Origin of the sequence: uncultured Mucilaginibacter sp. (genome assembly GCF_937859865.1) — a bacterium.
Lineage (GTDB): Bacteria > Bacteroidota > Bacteroidia > Sphingobacteriales > Sphingobacteriaceae > Mucilaginibacter_A.
This window is the reverse complement of the sequence record NZ_CALMAT010000121.1, coordinates 18,661-34,179: the sequence shown is the minus strand read 5'-3', so window position 1 is coordinate 34,179 and position 15,519 is coordinate 18,661. Positions and strand designations below refer to the sequence as shown.

The 15,519-nt window shown below is 40.8% G+C and carries 19 protein-coding genes; 7 read left to right on the top strand and 12 right to left on the bottom strand.

Annotated features, from left to right (window positions below; all coding sequences use genetic code 11):
- Nucleotides 1-55 precede the first annotated feature (55 nt).
- Nucleotides 56-2,569 carry a TonB-dependent receptor gene (locus Q0192_RS13075; protein ID WP_299289931.1) on the bottom strand — a complete coding sequence of 838 codons (2,514 nt, stop codon included), beginning with the start codon at nt 2,567-2,569 and terminating at the stop codon, nt 56-58.
- A gap of 71 nt (nt 2,570-2,640) precedes the next feature.
- A complete protein-coding gene (locus Q0192_RS13070; protein WP_299289930.1) occupies nt 2,641-2,967 on the bottom strand; it encodes a hypothetical protein in 327 nt (108 codons plus the stop codon).
- A 209-nt stretch (nt 2,968-3,176) separates the two neighbouring features.
- Between Q0192_RS13070 and Q0192_RS13065 the strand changes: the two genes are divergently transcribed.
- The 4 genes from Q0192_RS13065 to Q0192_RS13050 all read left to right on the top strand — a co-directional run bounded on the left by Q0192_RS13065 (nt 3,177) and on the right by Q0192_RS13050 (nt 5,895).
- Nucleotides 3,177-3,524 carry a hypothetical protein gene (locus tag Q0192_RS13065; protein WP_299289929.1) on the top strand — a complete coding sequence of 116 codons (348 nt, stop codon included), beginning with the start codon at nt 3,177-3,179 and terminating at the stop codon, nt 3,522-3,524.
- A gap of 119 nt (nt 3,525-3,643) precedes the next feature.
- The gene (locus tag Q0192_RS13060; protein ID WP_299289928.1) at nt 3,644-4,324 is read left to right on the top strand and encodes an Abi family protein; all 681 of its coding nucleotides are present in this window, start codon (nt 3,644-3,646) and stop codon (nt 4,322-4,324) included.
- A 26-nt stretch (nt 4,325-4,350) separates the two neighbouring features.
- Nucleotides 4,351-5,043, top strand: coding sequence for a peptidylprolyl isomerase (locus tag Q0192_RS13055; protein WP_299289927.1), 693 nt, complete (start codon nt 4,351-4,353; stop codon nt 5,041-5,043).
- Nucleotides 5,044-5,124: 81 nt separating this feature from the next.
- Nucleotides 5,125-5,895 carry an exodeoxyribonuclease III gene (locus Q0192_RS13050; RefSeq protein ID WP_299289926.1) on the top strand — a complete coding sequence of 257 codons (771 nt, stop codon included), beginning with the start codon at nt 5,125-5,127 and terminating at the stop codon, nt 5,893-5,895.
- A gap of 28 nt (nt 5,896-5,923) precedes the next feature.
- Here Q0192_RS13050 and Q0192_RS13045 read toward each other — a convergent pair whose 3' ends face one another.
- The 3 genes from Q0192_RS13045 to Q0192_RS13035 all read right to left on the bottom strand — a co-directional run bounded on the left by Q0192_RS13045 (nt 5,924) and on the right by Q0192_RS13035 (nt 7,174).
- Nucleotides 5,924-6,256: a DUF86 domain-containing protein gene (locus tag Q0192_RS13045; RefSeq protein ID WP_299289924.1), complete on the bottom strand. Its 333-nt coding sequence runs from the start codon at nt 6,254-6,256 to the stop codon at nt 5,924-5,926.
- Entirely contained in the window at nt 6,253-6,537 is a 285-nt protein-coding gene (locus Q0192_RS13040; RefSeq protein WP_299289923.1) for a nucleotidyltransferase domain-containing protein, read from the bottom strand. The genes Q0192_RS13045 and Q0192_RS13040 overlap by 4 nt, the downstream gene beginning before the upstream one ends.
- 67 nt (nt 6,538-6,604) lie before the next feature.
- A complete protein-coding gene (locus tag Q0192_RS13035) occupies nt 6,605-7,174 on the bottom strand; it encodes a 5-formyltetrahydrofolate cyclo-ligase (RefSeq protein WP_299289922.1) in 570 nt (189 codons plus the stop codon).
- An 86-nt stretch (nt 7,175-7,260) separates the two neighbouring features.
- Between Q0192_RS13035 and Q0192_RS13030 the strand changes: the two genes are divergently transcribed.
- The gene (locus Q0192_RS13030; protein WP_299289921.1) at nt 7,261-8,709 is read left to right on the top strand and encodes a M20 family peptidase; all 1,449 of its coding nucleotides are present in this window, start codon (nt 7,261-7,263) and stop codon (nt 8,707-8,709) included.
- Between the two features lie 57 nt (nt 8,710-8,766).
- On the opposite strand, the gene Q0192_RS13025 is transcribed toward Q0192_RS13030, so the two are convergent.
- The 4 genes from Q0192_RS13025 to hflX all read right to left on the bottom strand — a co-directional run bounded on the left by Q0192_RS13025 (nt 8,767) and on the right by hflX (nt 11,828).
- Entirely contained in the window at nt 8,767-9,435 is a 669-nt protein-coding gene (locus tag Q0192_RS13025) for a TonB family protein (RefSeq protein WP_299289920.1), read from the bottom strand.
- A gap of 54 nt (nt 9,436-9,489) precedes the next feature.
- The gene (locus tag Q0192_RS13020; protein ID WP_299289919.1) at nt 9,490-10,185 is read right to left on the bottom strand and encodes a peptidoglycan DD-metalloendopeptidase family protein; all 696 of its coding nucleotides are present in this window, start codon (nt 10,183-10,185) and stop codon (nt 9,490-9,492) included.
- Nucleotides 10,186-10,197: 12 nt separating this feature from the next.
- Nucleotides 10,198-10,557: a 30S ribosome-binding factor RbfA gene (rbfA, locus tag Q0192_RS13015; RefSeq protein ID WP_299289918.1), complete on the bottom strand. Its 360-nt coding sequence runs from the start codon at nt 10,555-10,557 to the stop codon at nt 10,198-10,200.
- Between the two features lie 86 nt (nt 10,558-10,643).
- Nucleotides 10,644-11,828, bottom strand: coding sequence for a GTPase HflX (hflX, locus tag Q0192_RS13010; RefSeq protein ID WP_299289917.1), 1,185 nt, complete (start codon nt 11,826-11,828; stop codon nt 10,644-10,646).
- 111 nt (nt 11,829-11,939) lie between these two features.
- Here hflX and Q0192_RS13005 point away from each other — a divergent pair, with 111 nt between their 5' ends.
- Nucleotides 11,940-12,182: a DUF433 domain-containing protein gene (locus Q0192_RS13005; RefSeq protein WP_299289916.1), complete on the top strand. Its 243-nt coding sequence runs from the start codon at nt 11,940-11,942 to the stop codon at nt 12,180-12,182.
- The gene (locus Q0192_RS13000) at nt 12,172-12,525 is read left to right on the top strand and encodes a DUF5615 family PIN-like protein (protein ID WP_299289915.1); all 354 of its coding nucleotides are present in this window, start codon (nt 12,172-12,174) and stop codon (nt 12,523-12,525) included. Before Q0192_RS13005 ends, Q0192_RS13000 begins: the two co-directional genes overlap by 11 nt.
- A gap of 20 nt (nt 12,526-12,545) precedes the next feature.
- Here Q0192_RS13000 and trpC read toward each other — a convergent pair whose 3' ends face one another.
- From trpC to Q0192_RS12985, 3 genes are read right to left on the bottom strand one after another with little or no spacing between them, the layout of a single operon-like run.
- Nucleotides 12,546-13,331 (bottom strand): indole-3-glycerol phosphate synthase TrpC, encoded by a 786-nt coding sequence (gene trpC, locus Q0192_RS12995; RefSeq protein WP_299289914.1) that lies wholly within the window; start codon nt 13,329-13,331, stop codon nt 12,546-12,548.
- A 28-nt stretch (nt 13,332-13,359) separates the two neighbouring features.
- Nucleotides 13,360-13,989: an aminodeoxychorismate/anthranilate synthase component II gene (locus Q0192_RS12990; protein ID WP_299289913.1), complete on the bottom strand. Its 630-nt coding sequence runs from the start codon at nt 13,987-13,989 to the stop codon at nt 13,360-13,362.
- 18 nt (nt 13,990-14,007) lie between these two features.
- Nucleotides 14,008-15,417, bottom strand: coding sequence for an anthranilate synthase component I family protein (locus Q0192_RS12985; protein WP_299289912.1), 1,410 nt, complete (start codon nt 15,415-15,417; stop codon nt 14,008-14,010).
- Nucleotides 15,418-15,519 lie beyond the last annotated feature (102 nt).

Below are 15,519 nucleotides of genomic sequence, written 5' to 3'. Positions count from 1 at the left end.
AGTAACCAAAAAAGCCCTGCGCAAAGGCAGGGCTTTTTTGGTTGGTGCAATTGTATTACTGCTGTTTGTTTTTTGGCGAAAGGTCAAAAGGCACAACAACCTTAAAACTGATATTCCGGCCCATGTTAAAAATACCACGCTGAACACCAGCAGGCACATCAGGGTTATCAAAGTACTTTAGCCTGCTCATGTTGGATTGGTAATTTACATTGGCCAAGTTTGTTCCTTCAACAAACAACTGCACGATGGTTTGCCCGTTTTTGTTCACTACGTTTCCGCCGATGCCTGCGCTTAATAAATTGTAACCTGCGGTATAAGTTTCTGTCCCGTAGGCAGAAAAGTACCGGTTTTGAGCGTTATAATGATCAAAGCCAACAAAAGCATACAAGCCTTTAAAGCTTTTTAGGCCTGCGTTAAAGCTGCCGCGCAGTTCAGAATGCGTATGCAAAGGAGGGATAAAAGGCAAGTATTTTAAACTATCGGCAATTTGGCCACTATTGCCTAAATTCCTGCCGTAAGTTAAGGATATGGAATTTTCAAAATGCAGCCATGGCAAAGGATGGATGTCTAAACTAACTTCGCCACCCTGGATGCGCGCCTTGCTTTGTACATAAGTAAAAATATTGTATAATGGAAATGCTGGGTTAACTGCAGGCGAGCCATCAGGGTTTAGCAATTGCTGTTGAAATATATAATTTTCAAGATGGTTGTTAAAAAGCTCGACACTGGCAGAAATACTTGGCAACGTAAGAAAAGCGCCAATGTCTTCCTGCACGCTAAACTCCGGCTTAAAATTACTGTTGCCCACATGATAAATCTGCGAACCCGGATCTGGCCCGTTGGCAGAAAGTTCGGCAATACTTGGTGCCCTAAAACCACGGGCAATGTTTGCCTTTAATAAAAACGCATCAGAAAAATTGTACGTGCCGCCAAAACTTCCCGAAAAACCGGAAAACGTTTTGTTAAGGGCTGAAAATTGTTCTGACACACCTGGTGTTGCAGTTGGGTTGCTTCCTTCATACAACTGCGGATATTTGCTACTTAAAGTATCAATATAAGCAGCCTGGCCATTAAAGGTACGGACATCGTACCTTGCCCCTGCCGAAAGGTCTAATTTTCCGAAAGATTTTCTAACAATCGCAAAAGGCCCAACATCAAACTGGTGATAGGCAGGGATTGGAAAATCTGTAGCCTGGCCAATGGTATTGTTTTGGTACTGCCCGTTTACGCCAACCGTGGCTTCGTAGCCGTTTGCAAAATTATAATTGTACTTTACATCATAAGTATAAGTGCTTAAATGCAGGTTTAGGCCAGCAACATCAGCATCTTCCGGATGTGTATACTCCCGGCGGTGGCTGTATTCGTACCCCAGGTTAACAATCAGGTTGCCATTTCCAACAACAAAATTACTGTTGTTGTAAATGCGGTAAAACTGCACATGCTGGTGCAAAGTTGGGATGTGATAAGAATTTAATTCTGATTGAGATACAATTGGCCGGAAGAGATCAGCTTCTGTAACCTGTTTGGTAAACTGACGGGTGGCAGAATCGCGGCTGCCATCAGGAATATCCTGCAAATCATCAAACAAAGAGGCATGGAAATAAGAATATCCCCAGGATTTGTTTACACCAACCATTACCCTGGCATCCGTTTCCTTATATCCGGTAGCATAAACCCGTCCGTCGTGCTGGTTCTGGTAATCTTTTGCTTCTTTGGAAGATAGCACCGTTCCCCATACCAAACCGTTTTGATTGCCATACAAACGGAACGAACCATTTAACAAGTCCTGGTTGGTTCCGTAAAGTCCTTGTACAGATCCTAAAATTTTTCCTTCGGGAACCGGTGCAGGAGAAATCAGGTTGACAACGCCGCCAATGGCATCAGAACCATAGCTTAAACTTGCCGGCCCTTTGATAATTTCCACCCGGTCTATCGAATTTTGATCTACTTCAATACCGTGTTCATCGCCCCATTGCTGGCCTTCTATGCGTATCCCGTCTTGCAAAGTAACTACCCGGTTGTAGCCTAAACCACGAATAAAGGGTTTAGATACATTTGGGCCTGTAGTAACTGCATTGATGCCTGGCAAATTAGCTATTTTGTCTATGATATTGTCTGATGCGGACCGCCTGTCTAAATATTCCTTGCCAACAGCAACAAGCGGTATCGGGCTTCTTTTAATTTCTGTGGCCCGGCTCACACCGGTAACCACTACTTCGCCGGATTCAATGGCAGAAACCTGTAACTGGATATTGAGCACACTGGTTTTTGAAAAATCCACCCTTTGCGTAACCGTAGCGTAACCTAAATAACTGATTTGAACTACATAAATACCTTTGGGTAGGCGGTTTAAAGTATATTCTCCTTTTGAATTGGTAGAAGTCCCAATCTTTAAATCAGGGATACTTACAGAGGCACCAAAAATAGGTTTGCCGTCTGTCTTATCTGTTACCGTTCCGGATAATGTCCCGATAGCGGCATCAGCAGCAAATACTTTTGTAACCGTAGCTGAAATGGTTGCAATACTTGTCAGCAATAGCAACAAGCAGTTGAATAGCTTTATTTTCATATAAGATAAAAAATCTTTTGTAGAATGTTTAATTAATAATCATCCGGTTAGCGCGAACCGTAATTTCAGAATTAAACTAAAGCTGGCGGAGACAAGCCATCAGCATGGATCAAAGTATTCGCTTTATAATGATGACATGCAGGAATATAAAGCCGGACAACCGGACTTACCAGATAAGTATAGTTTAAAGGCTGTACCAGGTTGATTGGTGCGTGGTGCATCTGGTCGCACAGGTTACATTTCTCATAAACGATTTGCTGACCTGCAGTATCATGCGAATGAACAATTAACGTATTGGATTTAGTGTGATGCTGGTGCGCATAAATAATAATCTGGCCCGCTGCAAAAAAGAGCAGCAACAGCCAGGATAAAATTACAGATGCTTTACGTTTGTTCACGATACCTTAACAGCTTAAAGTTTTTTGCAAATATCTTTTATTTAAACAGATATTAATTTAAATTTTTCTAAAAGTGCTAAATCTGTTGCTTAACCTTCAATTTAAAACCAAGTTTAGCTGTAACAATATAATGACAGCAAGGCCATACTGTTTTTACCGGCATAAATTTTATATCGGTAAAAACAGCATCAACGCTTATCTTTGCTATTATGACCGCAGCAGAAACCAACACCAAATGGGCCGCTTTGCAGGAACGCATTGCGCACGATTTTGATTCGGACGTGCCCGATATTAAAGTGATGCTTTTTCTGATCGGTGTACAGGAACTGGGCAAAGGGCCGCAAAAATTCAGCAAGCGGCAAAAGGAAGAACTGATGCACATTGCCACCTGCAAACTGTTCAGCCAGCTTGGTTTTTACGAACTGGAAGGCTTGGACCAGGATGGCTGGCCACATTGGAAGTTAGTTAAAACCATCCCCAATTATACTTTGCTGGAGCAGGAAATGGTGATGAAATCGTTGATTATTAATTATTTTGAGGAGGGGAATGAACCGTGAAATTAAAATGCCTGACTTTATAAAAAACGAAACCCGCCAGTTTGAATTTCTTCAGGGACTAACGGGAATAAGATGACACAAACATAAGAAGAATAATTAAACTGCGCAATTAAATTATAATGAAATATAGTGCTTTTGTCCAAATAATGACTTCAGCAAGAATGAACCGCTATCTATTATCTTGCGGTGGAGATTCTCGAAAGGCAATGACACTTTACAGGAAAAATTTACAACTTACGCAAGAGTTGTTTACGGTTATAAGTTGTTTTGAAGTAGCGTTAAGAAATGTAATCGACATAAGATGCACTGCTATTCATGGCACTGACTGGTTAAAAAATGGTGCAAGAGTTGGAGGAATATTTGATAATCATAAATGTCGTTTAACCAAAGAAAATATTAATGATGCAATTAACAAATTACCCTCCTACAATCATTTTAAATTAGTAGCCGAACTTGGTTTTGGGTTTTGGCGGTATATGTTTGCTCAAAACCAGTATAATGCCACAAATAGAATTCTTTTACAGGTATTTCCTTCAAAACCCACATCAACACCAGCATTACAATATAACAATACTTACGTTTTTAATCAATTAGCAAAGCTAAACGATATTAGAAACAGAATGGCGCATCATGAACCGATTTGCTTTTTACCTGGGCAAGCAATAAAAGATACAAACTATGCAAGGCAACACTATAATCTTATTCTACAGCTTTTTCAATGGATGCAAGTTGATGAAAGCGCACTTTTATATGGCCTTGATCATATTATCAATATTTGTGATGAAATTGATTATTTATAAAAATAATACAAAATGCTTCTTTTACCATGAAAAAATTTGCCGCTGCTTTTATTTTACTGCTGATTTCGTTTAGCGTATTTGCCAAATCCCCTAAAAATCGATACGTGCGTATCAAAACTGCGTTTGGCGAATGCATCATCCGTTTGTACAACGAAACGCCGAAACACCGCGACAACTTTATCAAATTAACCAAACAAGGTTTTTATAACGGTACGCTTTTTCATCGCGTTATACAGGATTTTATGATCCAGGGCGGCGACCCGGATTCTAAAAAAGCCAAACCCGGACAAGCTTTGGGCGAAGGCGATGTGGGTTATACCGTTGATGCTGAAATCCGCGACAGCTTGTTTCATAAAAAAGGAGTACTTGCTGCTGCGCGGGATGACAACCCGAAGAAAGCTTCCAGCGGTTGCCAGTTTTATTTGGTGGAAGGCAAACGCTTTACCGATGAGCAATTGGACAAGCTGGAACAAACCCGTTTAAAAGGACGAAAAATTCCGCCTTCACAACGCGAATGGTATAAATCGGTTGGTGGTGTACCGCACCTCGACCAAAATTATACGGTTTATGGCGAAATTGTAATTGGTTTGGATATGGTTGACCGCATTGCAACCGTAAATAAAGATGAAAAAAACCGCCCGCTGCAAGATGTACCGATGACCGTTAGTTTATTGAAGAAAAAAGAGTGCAGACGGCTGGATAAGCTATTAGGCATTTAGCTTTCAGCAATCAGTTTTCAGCTTTTGCCTTTAACCTCGCACCCCGCTCCTCAATCCTCGCACCTCAAACCTCTCACCTAAATGAAAATCATCACCTACAACGTTAACGGAATCCGCTCGGCTATCAGTAAAAACTGGCTGGCCTGGCTGCAAGCTACCGATGCTGACGTCATCTGTTTGCAGGAAATAAAGGCCACGCCAGATGTTTTGCAAACCGAATTGTTTTTACTCGAACAAATGGGTTATCATCACTTTTGGTTTCCGGCAGAGAAAAAAGGCTACAGCGGCACTGCTGTTTTTACCAGGCAAAAACCGGTGCATGTAGAATACGGCTGCGGCATCCGGGATTTTGATTTTGAAGGCCGGTGTTTGCGGGTAGATTTTGAAGAGTTATCAGTGATGAGCGTTTATTTTCCTTCCGGTTCCAGCGGCGCAGACCGGCAGGCTTTTAAGTTTCGTTTTTTGGATGAGTTTGGCGATTACCTGCACAAACTGCAATGGGCTTACCCCAAATTAGTGGTTTGCGGCGATTACAACATTTGCCACAAACCGATTGATATCCACAACCCAAAATCAAACGCCAATTCTTCCGGTTTTTTGCCCGAAGAGCGCGAATGGATGGAAAAACTGCTCGAATCCGGCTTTGTAGATTCCTTCCGGCATTTTAACAGAGAGCCGCATAATTATACCTGGTGGAGTTTTCGCGCTGGTGCACGCGGAAAAAATTTGGGTTGGCGCATTGATTATAATTTGGTTACGCACGAGTTAAAACCTTATTTAAAACGCGCTACTATTTTACCGGAAGCCAAACATTCTGACCATTGCCCGGTACTGCTGGAATTGGAGTTGTAAGCAGTAAACTTTTAGTTGTTTAATACAATCACGAAATGAGATTTTGTAATTGTTCCTTTAAAACAGGTAAATCAGTTTTTACAGTTGCAAATATTGTTTTTGCAGATATGCCAAAATATTCATGTATCAATTTATTTCTCATGGCTTTGATTAATCTCCATGGAATATCTGGGTGTTGAACTTTAAACTGTTTGGAAATTTTACTTGAAGCTTCTCCAATAATTCCAAATCGCCTGATTACTGCATCTTGAAGCATGATATTGTTAATAAGATCATCTTCCGTTTTGCCTTCTACATAATCTACTATAATACCTATGGATTCTATAATATCATGAACGTAAACCAAATCTGATCTACTCATAAAATAGCTATTGCCGATTGAAGCACTTCAGTTTTGATAGACGGTTTTAAAGCACCAAATTCAACAATATCTATTTTACGCTTTGTAAGGTGTGTAATTTCATTTTCAAGCGCAATCAAAGTAAACAAAGTAAAGCCAGCTTCAGGTTCTATCAACAAATCCAGGTCACTTGTATTTGTCTCCAAACCTTTTGCAATTGATCCGAAAATAGAAGCCCGTTTGATATTAAATTTTTTTAAAACAGGCACAATTATTTGTTGATAATGCTCTAATTGCTGCATATCCAAATGTACGTTTTATTTAAAATCTATTTACAAATTACAAAGCATCTTTAAACTCGATTTTTACTTAAAATTTCCAAAGCTGGTACGGCGCAATACATTGGTGCAACTTTACATCCAATTCATCCGCATCCTCAATCAAATCAACCGGTTCAAAAAAAGACAAGCCGATAAATTGCGTTCCTGCTTCACATTCGGCCAAAAACCGATCATAAAAACCACCGCCGTAGCCAACCCGGTTTCCTTTCAAATCAAACGCAAGCAGCGGCACAATCACGATACTGTTTTTACCGGTATAAAATTGGTTTCCGCTAATTGGTTCCGGAATGCCAAACTTGTTTTCGGCGGTAACCAATTGTTCATCATCCAAAAAATTAATCAACTTTTTTTGTTTGAAATCTGTTTTCGGAAAAACGCGTTTAATGTTTGGATACGTAGTTTGCAGGAAATAAATCAGCAATTTAGTATCGGGTTCTTTGGTGCGAAGCATGGGCAAAAAAATATGGACAGCGTTTACTCCCGAAAAATCCAAAGTTTTAAACTGTTGCAGCAAAGCCTGGTTCAACGTTTCGTATTCCGTTTCCGAAAGCTGCCGGCGTTTTTCGAGATAAATTTTGCGGAGTTCCTGCTTCTTCATAAATCATTTTAAAGATAAAAGGCAAATCCACAAATACAATTCGTGTTGCTTTTTATTTATCTTGAAGCCAGATTGATACTTCTTTTATGGCTAAAAAATTAATGTTGTTTTTGCTGGCGATAGTGCTGTTGCTGGTTGCTGTGGTTTTGATCAAAACCTTGACATTCAAATCTATTCAACCCAAATATGCTGCAACAAAAAATGTTGAAGTAAGCGAAAATGCCATCGCCCATTTGCAGCAAGGCATCCGTTTTAAAACCGTTTCTTTTTCTGATAGTGCCAAAACCGATAGCAGCGTTTTTCTGGCTTTGCACCGTTATCTGGCGCAAACTTATCCTTTAGTCCATCAAAAATTAGCTTTGGAAAAAGTAGCTCATTATTCTTTGGTTTATACTTGGAAAGGTAAAAATCCGACTTTAAAACCTGTTATTTTAATGGCGCACCAGGATGTTGTCCCGGTTGAGAAAGCAAGTTTATTGCAATGGAAAACCGATCCGTTTGGTGGCAGTATTCAAAACGGAAAACTGTACGGACGAGGTACAGCCGATGATAAAATCAGTTTGTTTAGTTTGCTGGAAGCAGCGGAAAAACTGTTGCAAGAAAATTATCAGCCTAAAAGAAGCATTTATTTTGTTTTTGGCCACGATGAAGAAGCCGGCGGAAAAGGCGTAAAAGCAGTTGCCGCGTTGCTAAAATCGCGCGGAATTAAAGCCGATTGGGTTTTGGATGAAGGCGGCGAGATCACCAAAAAAGAAATCCCGGGTTTACAGGGAAAACCGGTGGCGCTGATTGGAACTTCCGAAAAAGGTTATTTATCCATCGATTTAAAAGTGAATATCGAAGGCGGACATTCATCCATGCCAAAACCAGAAACGGCGGTTGATGTGCTGATTGCGGCGATACAAAAGCTTCGGGCAAAACCTTTTCCGGCAAGTTTTGGTGGTTCTACCGGCGATTTTTTTAAGTATTTAGGCCCGGAAATGCCTTTTACCACAAAAATGGCCATTGCCAACCAATGGCTTTTTAAACCGCTTTTGTTTAAAATTTACGAGAAATCTGCCGGAGGAAATGCGCTGATTAGAACCACAATTGCACCAACCATTTTGCAGGCTGGCGTAAAAGATAATGTTATCCCAACTTCCGCTTCGGCAACCATCAATTTTAGGTTGTTGCCCGGCACTTCTATTAATGCTGTTTCTAAGCATGTAAAAGAAGCCATCAACGATAATCGAGTACAATTGATTAAAGAAAATGCCTTTGCCGAAGAAGCATCCGCTGTAACTTCAACCCAAAGTTCGGGTTTTAAACAGTTAGAAAAAGCTGTGATAGAAAATTATCCGGGAACATTAATTGCGCCATATTTAACCGTTGGCGCCACAGATTCGCGCCAAATGGCTGGCATTGCTAACTGTATTTTACGTTTTTCGCCCGTAACGGATTTGGAAGGAATGCACGGTTTAAACGAAAATATTAGCGTAAAAGAATATCCAAAAGCAATCAGTTTTTATTACCGGCTGATGAAGGAATTGAAATAAATAAACGAAACAAACACCGATGCTTCTTTTATCGGCATAAAATCAACCTCACAAAAACTATTTACAGTATTTGGCCAATTGCGCATCGGCTTTGTTGCTGCCTATGTTGCGCACAAATTTCCAGTCTTCGCAGGCGCCTTCGTTGTCGCCTTGTTTTAGTTTTTGGTTAGCTTGTTTTACCACTTCGTCTGCGTAATCGTCATCAAAACCCAACTGTTTTTTTAAGGCTTCAATTTCAGGTTCTTTGGCTACATCGGCTTTGCCCAAATATTTGTTTTCGTAATAATTGGTTACGGCATCCACCAAAGCTTCGCGCGCTTTGTAAGCTGTAATGGCCTGTTCCATTTCGTTGTGCGTTTTGTTGCCGCAATTGTAGTTGTATTGGTTTAAGCTGAAATTAACGGGCAAAATTAACGTGATGTTTACATCGTGGTTGGCTGGCAAAACCCATTTTCCGGCAGTTAGTTTTACTAAGCGGACGGCTTCATCGTCCAAATCAATACCAAAACCTTTTTGCACTTTTACGTTAACCGGTTTGTTATTTTGGTTGATGTTGAAACTTACCTCAACTGTTCCGGAGATACAATTTTGTTTAGAAAAATCAGGATAAATTAGATTTTGCGATAAAAACGAGTTTAAAGCCTGCTGCCCGCCTTTAAACTGCGGCTGGTCGTCTACCTGAAAAGCCGAAAGCAGCGTTTGAAAAAATATGAATAAAAAAAGCATTGTTTGAAATTATAAGTTTGATAACATAACGAAGAAAACAATCTTTCGTTGTTATCAAAAGCGAAGAATAAAGTTCGGGTCAGGAATATTTGGCTGGTATTTTTCCCGATCGGACAACTTGCAAACGCCCGGATAATCGCCTTCATTTCCTTCCAAATCAAACATCAACTGAAAATGCAAATGCGGCGGCCAATTTCCGTTTTCTGCCTCAGTCCCAAATTCGGCCAGTTTTTGGTTTTGTTGGATTGTTTTTCCCGGATAAAGCCCTTTCAAAGACTCCCGGTTTAAATGGCCAAAAAGCGCATAGAATTTTATGCCATAAAAGAAGTATTCCAAAATAATCGTCGGCCCGTAATCGCCAAAATGATTGTTATCGCGAAAGCTGTGGACTTTTCCTTCCAAAGGCGAATAAAGCGGCGTGCCGGCTTCGGCCCAAATATCTATGCCTAAATGCAGACGGCGCGGTTCATCAGAAGAAGTATTAAAATGCGCGCTGCGGCTGTATAAAGTGCGGTTTTCAAAATAACCACCGATGCCGTAGCGGCAATGGTTTTGCTGCAAAGTTTGCTTGACCCAAGCAGAAAAAGCGGCAGTATCGGCAACGGTTTTTTGTTTTAAAGTTTTGTTGGAAGCCGTAAAATTAAAAGGGAACAAACGGTCTTGCTGCGGATCATAATCAACAACTTTGCCAATCTCCTGCGCATGTGTTTGCAAGAGATTGGCCAGTTGCTGTGCTTCGTTTATCGGCATAAAATCCGGCTGTTACTCGTTTTCGTCTTTGTGGATCTTGTCGAAAATCTTGTCCATGCGGTTTACATATTCGCTGGTATCATCCACAAAAAACTCTAATTGCGGGATTACGCGAACCTGGTCTTTAATGCGGCTTCCCAATTTATACCGAATTTCCGAAGCGTGCAGTTTGATGGTTTGCAGCGCCTGCTCTGTATTGGTTATGTTAAAAAAACTGAGAAAAACACGCGCAATGGCCAAATCTGGCGTGGTACGCACTTTGGTAATGGTAATGAGCGTATTTGGCAGAAAATTCATTCCTTCCCGCTGAAAAATAGCTGCCAGATCCTGTTGGATTACGCCGGCAAACTTTTGTTGTCTTTTTGATTCCATGATAAATTTATTTTCGGTCAGGAGTTTAAAGGATTAACGAAATTGCAAATAAAATTGATACAAATTTTTAGGGCATAAAAACAGTATCAGTACAACAACTGGTCGTACGGATAGCGTTCGGTGTGTATCGCTTTCACCTGATCGTACAGTAATTTACGGAATTCGTCGAGGTTTTCTTTGTTTACAGCCGAAATAAAAATCGCCGGACTGTTGTTCCTGGCCATCCAGCTTTGCTCAAATTCTTCCAGCGTAGTTACTTTTTCCGGTTCTTCCGGGTTGATTTCGGTTGGATGATAAGCATCAATCTTGTTAAAAACAGTGATAATTTTTTTATCTATCGCACCTAAATCTTTTAAAGTTTCGGTTACGATATGGATTTGGTCTTCAAAATTCGGATGCGAAACATCAACCACATGAACCAGAATATCTGCTTCGCGAACTTCATCCAACGTTGATTTAAAACATTCGATCAAATGGTGAGGCAATTTGCGGATAAATCCAACGGTATCTGAAAGTAAAAAAGGTAGATTTTCGATCACCACTTTGCGAACCGTGGTATCCAAAGTTGCAAAAAGTTTATTCTCTGCAAAAACCTCTGATTTGGAAAGCATGTTCATAATCGTTGATTTTCCAACATTCGTATAACCAACCAAAGCAACTCGAACCAACTGAACACGGTTTTTGCGCTGCGTTTCGTTTTGGCGGTCAATGTGTTTAAGCTTTTCTTTTAGCAGCGAGATTTTGTTGAGGATCAAACGCCTGTCGGTCTCAATCTGGCTTTCGCCTGGTCCGCGCATTCCGATACCACCTTTTTGCCTTTCCAAGTGTGTCCACAAACGCGTCAGCCGCGGCAGCAAGTATTGTAACTGCGCCAGTTCTACCTGCGCTTTGGCTTGTGCCGTTTGCGCGCGGCCGGCAAAAATATCCAAGATCAAATTACTTCTGTCCAAGATTTTTACCTGCAGTTCGGTTTCAATGTTCCGCATTTGCGAAGGCGTCAGTTCGTCGTCAAAAACAACCATATCAATCTCTTCTGCCGCTACGTAAGTTTTTATTTCTTCCAGCTTTCCCGTGCCCACAAAAGTGGCGCGCTCCGGCCGCTGCATTTTTTGGGTGAAAGTTTTTACGGTTGCGCCACCTGCTGTTTCCACCAAAAACTGCAGTTCTTCCAGGTATTCGCGCTCTTGTTCTTCTGTTTCGTGCGGCGTAATGATGCCTACTAAAACAGCTTTTTCCTGCTTTTCGGCAGTATCATAAAATTTTGGTTTCATATTGATTATTCAATGGCAATTTTGGTTCCAATTTTGCCAATCCGGTATAATATATTCTTCTAAGTACACAACGCCAATTGTGAAGAATTGATTTATGTGTATCTTTAAACTATGGATGCAACCAACAATTTACTTCTTGAACGGATTACGCTGGTTCCGGGCTTGATGGGCGGAAAACCAACGATCAGAGGAATGCGTTTTCCGGTTAGTGATGTACTTGAATTGTTATCGTCCGGTTTAACGGAAACTGAAATTCTGGAACAACATCCTTTATTAGAAAAAGAAGACATAAAGGCAGCTTTATTATATGCTTCTTTTAAGCTAAAAAATACAGTTATTATTCATGCTTCCTGATAATTGGGAGATTTGGCTCGATGTCCAAATATCTCCTATTATTGCCAAATGGATGGCAGAAGATACAGGCTTAAACGTTAAATCTTCTTTTGCTCTTGGTTTTAAAAGCATGACAGACCAGGCAATTTATCAACAAGCAAAAGTTTATGGCAACGTTATCCTGATTTCTAAAGATACTGATTTTGTTGAAATTGTTAACCGTTTAGGATCTCCGCCTAAGTTAATAAATCTTAAAATTGGCAATTGTGATAACCGAAAATTGTGGCAGTTTTTGCAAAAGCACATTGGTACTGCTATACAAATGCTGTTAATAGCTGATGTAAATATTGTTGAAATTGAATAATCGCTTATAGCTTTGATAAATTAAATCTTCCCCACAAATTCCTTCATCGCCTGTCCCGGATCTGCTTCCTTCATAAAATTTTCACCAATTAAAAACCCGTTAAAACCAACTTCTTTTAACTGGCGGATCGTTTTCGGATTGGAAATCGCACTTTCCGAAACCTTTAAAAATTCATTTGGGATAGATTTTATCAAGGTAAAAGAAGTATCCACCGAAACGGTAAAATCGGCCAGGTTGCGGTTGTTTACGCCAACAGCATCCAGGTTTTGGTCTAAGCTTCGTTCCAGTTCTTCCAGGTTGTGCACTTCCAGCAAAACATTCATGCCCAAACTTTTGGTTAATTGCGCCATTTTTTTGATTTCCTGCGGCGATAAAATTGCAGCAATCAGCAAAATAATATCGGCGCCCAACGCTTTGGCTTCAATAATCTGGTATTCATCAATCATAAAATCTTTGCGCAAGACCGGGATTTCGTTGGCTTTTCGCGCCTGCACCAAATCCATTTTTTTGCCCATAAAAAAAGCATTATCCGTTAAAACCGACAAAGCTGAAGCTCCAGCCTCCGCATAATCCTGCGTTACTTTTTTAACTTTTACCTGATCGTTAATGATGCCTTTGGATGGTGATTTTCGCTTAAATTCGGCAATAATTCCTGTTCTGGAAGGATCCAACAAAAAATCACGAAACGAAAGCGGCGAACGACTAAAGTATTCCGATTCTTCCAGTTTCGTGTAAGAAGTTTTCTTTTTCGCCGCCGCAACTTCTACCTTTTTTCGGGCAACGATCTGATCTAAAATATTCGACATGATGCTTCTTTTATCGGCATAAAATTGGTTAAAGTTTGATAAAATGATTAGCCACCATATCTGGATTGGCTTCTGTTTCCGGGCCGAAAATCCAGTTGTGCATCATTTCTTTTCCATATTCTGTCAACACCGATTCCGGGTGAAACTGCACGCCGCGCACATCGTAAGTTTTATGGCGCAAACCCATGATGGAATTGTCTTTTTCGTCTATTGCCGTAATCGCAATTTCTTCCGGCAAACCTTTTTCTGCCACCACCCACGAATGATAACGACCAACTTTAAACGTTTCTGGCAAACCGGCAAACAGCTTTTCGGTGTTATCGGTTACTTTTATCGGCGTGGCCAAACCATGCATCGGCCGACTTAGGTTGTACAATTCTCCGCCAAAAACTTCGGCAATGGCTTGCTGGCCTAAACACACGCCAAAAATGCTTTTTTTATCAGCATATTTTTCAATCACTTTTAAAAGCAAGCCTGCTTCAGACGGAATTCCTGGCCCTGGCGATAAAATAATCTTGTCAAACGCTTCCACTTCTTCCAGCCGAAATTGGTCGTTGCGCCAAACTTCGCATTCCAAACCCAACTCATTTACCAAATGAACCAGGTTGTAAGTGAAAGAATCGTAATTGTCAATAATCAACAATTTTGTATTGGTCATGATACTTCTTTTATCGGGTTAAATTTCTTCTGCCATTTCCAACGCTTTGCGCAGCGCGGCAATTTTATTGTTTACTTCGTTTAACTCGCTTATGGCAACAGAATCGGCCACAATGCCGGCACCGGCCTGATAATGCAACATGTTGGCTTTGCTTAAAAAAGAGCGGATGATGATGGCGTGGTTAAAATCGCCGTTAAAACCCAAAAAGCCGATAGCGCCGCTGTAAAAACGTCTTTTTCCTTTTTCATAAGCATCAATCAGTTCCATCGCACGGTATTTTGGCGCGCCGCTTAATGTTCCTGCGGGATAAGTATCGGCCACCACTTTAAACGTTGGAACGCCAGGCTTGAGTTTGCCGGTAACGCGCGAAACCAGATGGATTAAATGTGAATAATACTGCACTTCTTTAAAAGCTTTTACTTCAACATTGGTGCAATGGCGGCTCAGATCGTTTCGGGCCAGATCAACCAACATTACGTGTTCTGCGGATTCTTTCGGGTCATTTTCTAATGCTCGTGCCAATTGTGCATCTTTTTCATCATCTCCGGTGCGTTTAAAAGTCCCGGCAATCGGGTAAATCGTAGCGATCCGGTTTTTGATTGTAATTTGCGCTTCCGGCGAAGAACCAAAAATCTTGAAGCTGCCGTAATCAAAATAAAACAAATACGGCGAAGGATTGATGGAACGCAAAGCGCGGTAAACGTTAAATTCATCCCCCTGAAACGACTGACTGAAACTTTTAGACGGCACAATCTGGAAAACGTCGCCGCGCAAAATGTGCTGTTTCATCTTCTCGACGATGGCTATGTATTCTTCGTCCAAAAGGTTCGAACCTTCTTCGCCTTGCAAATTAAAATGGTATTCGGGGAAGTTTTTGTTTTGGATGAGGTATTCGATACGGTTTAAACCAGAAGCCTGCGGATCGTTTTCCAACTGGTTTTCTACAATGTACAATTCGTTTTTAAAATGGTCAACTGCAATAATATACCGGTAAACGAAGTATTGCATTTCCGGGATTTGGCGCACCTCATCTGCCGCTGCTGCTTTTAGTTTGATGGTTTCAAAATGCTCTACAATTTCGTGCGTAAAATAACCAAACAAACCGTTGGTGATAATTTTAAGCGGCAAAGTATCGGTTTCAAAACTGTTTAAAAAGGCTTCTACATGCGTAACCACATCAAAAGCTCCAGGTTCAAATTGCTGCTGCATGCCATCGGGATATTGGTTCGTCATCAATCCGTTTTGTAAAACCATACCTGCAATCGGTTCGCAGCAAATGTAGCTCATGCTATTTTCTCGGCTGTGGTAATCCGAACTTTCGAGCAGTAAACTGTTTGAAAACACATCGCGCAGCTTTAAATAAATGCTTACGGGCGTGGTGGTATCGGCCAAAAGTTTTTTGTAGGTAGAGGTTAATTTGTATTTCATGATCGTATTAAAAAACCCGGCGCGTGGTAACGGCCGGGTTCATATCAGGTTTATAATTGATTAGGTGGGAAAAATCAAAAACACTATCCGGCTTTCCTTTTA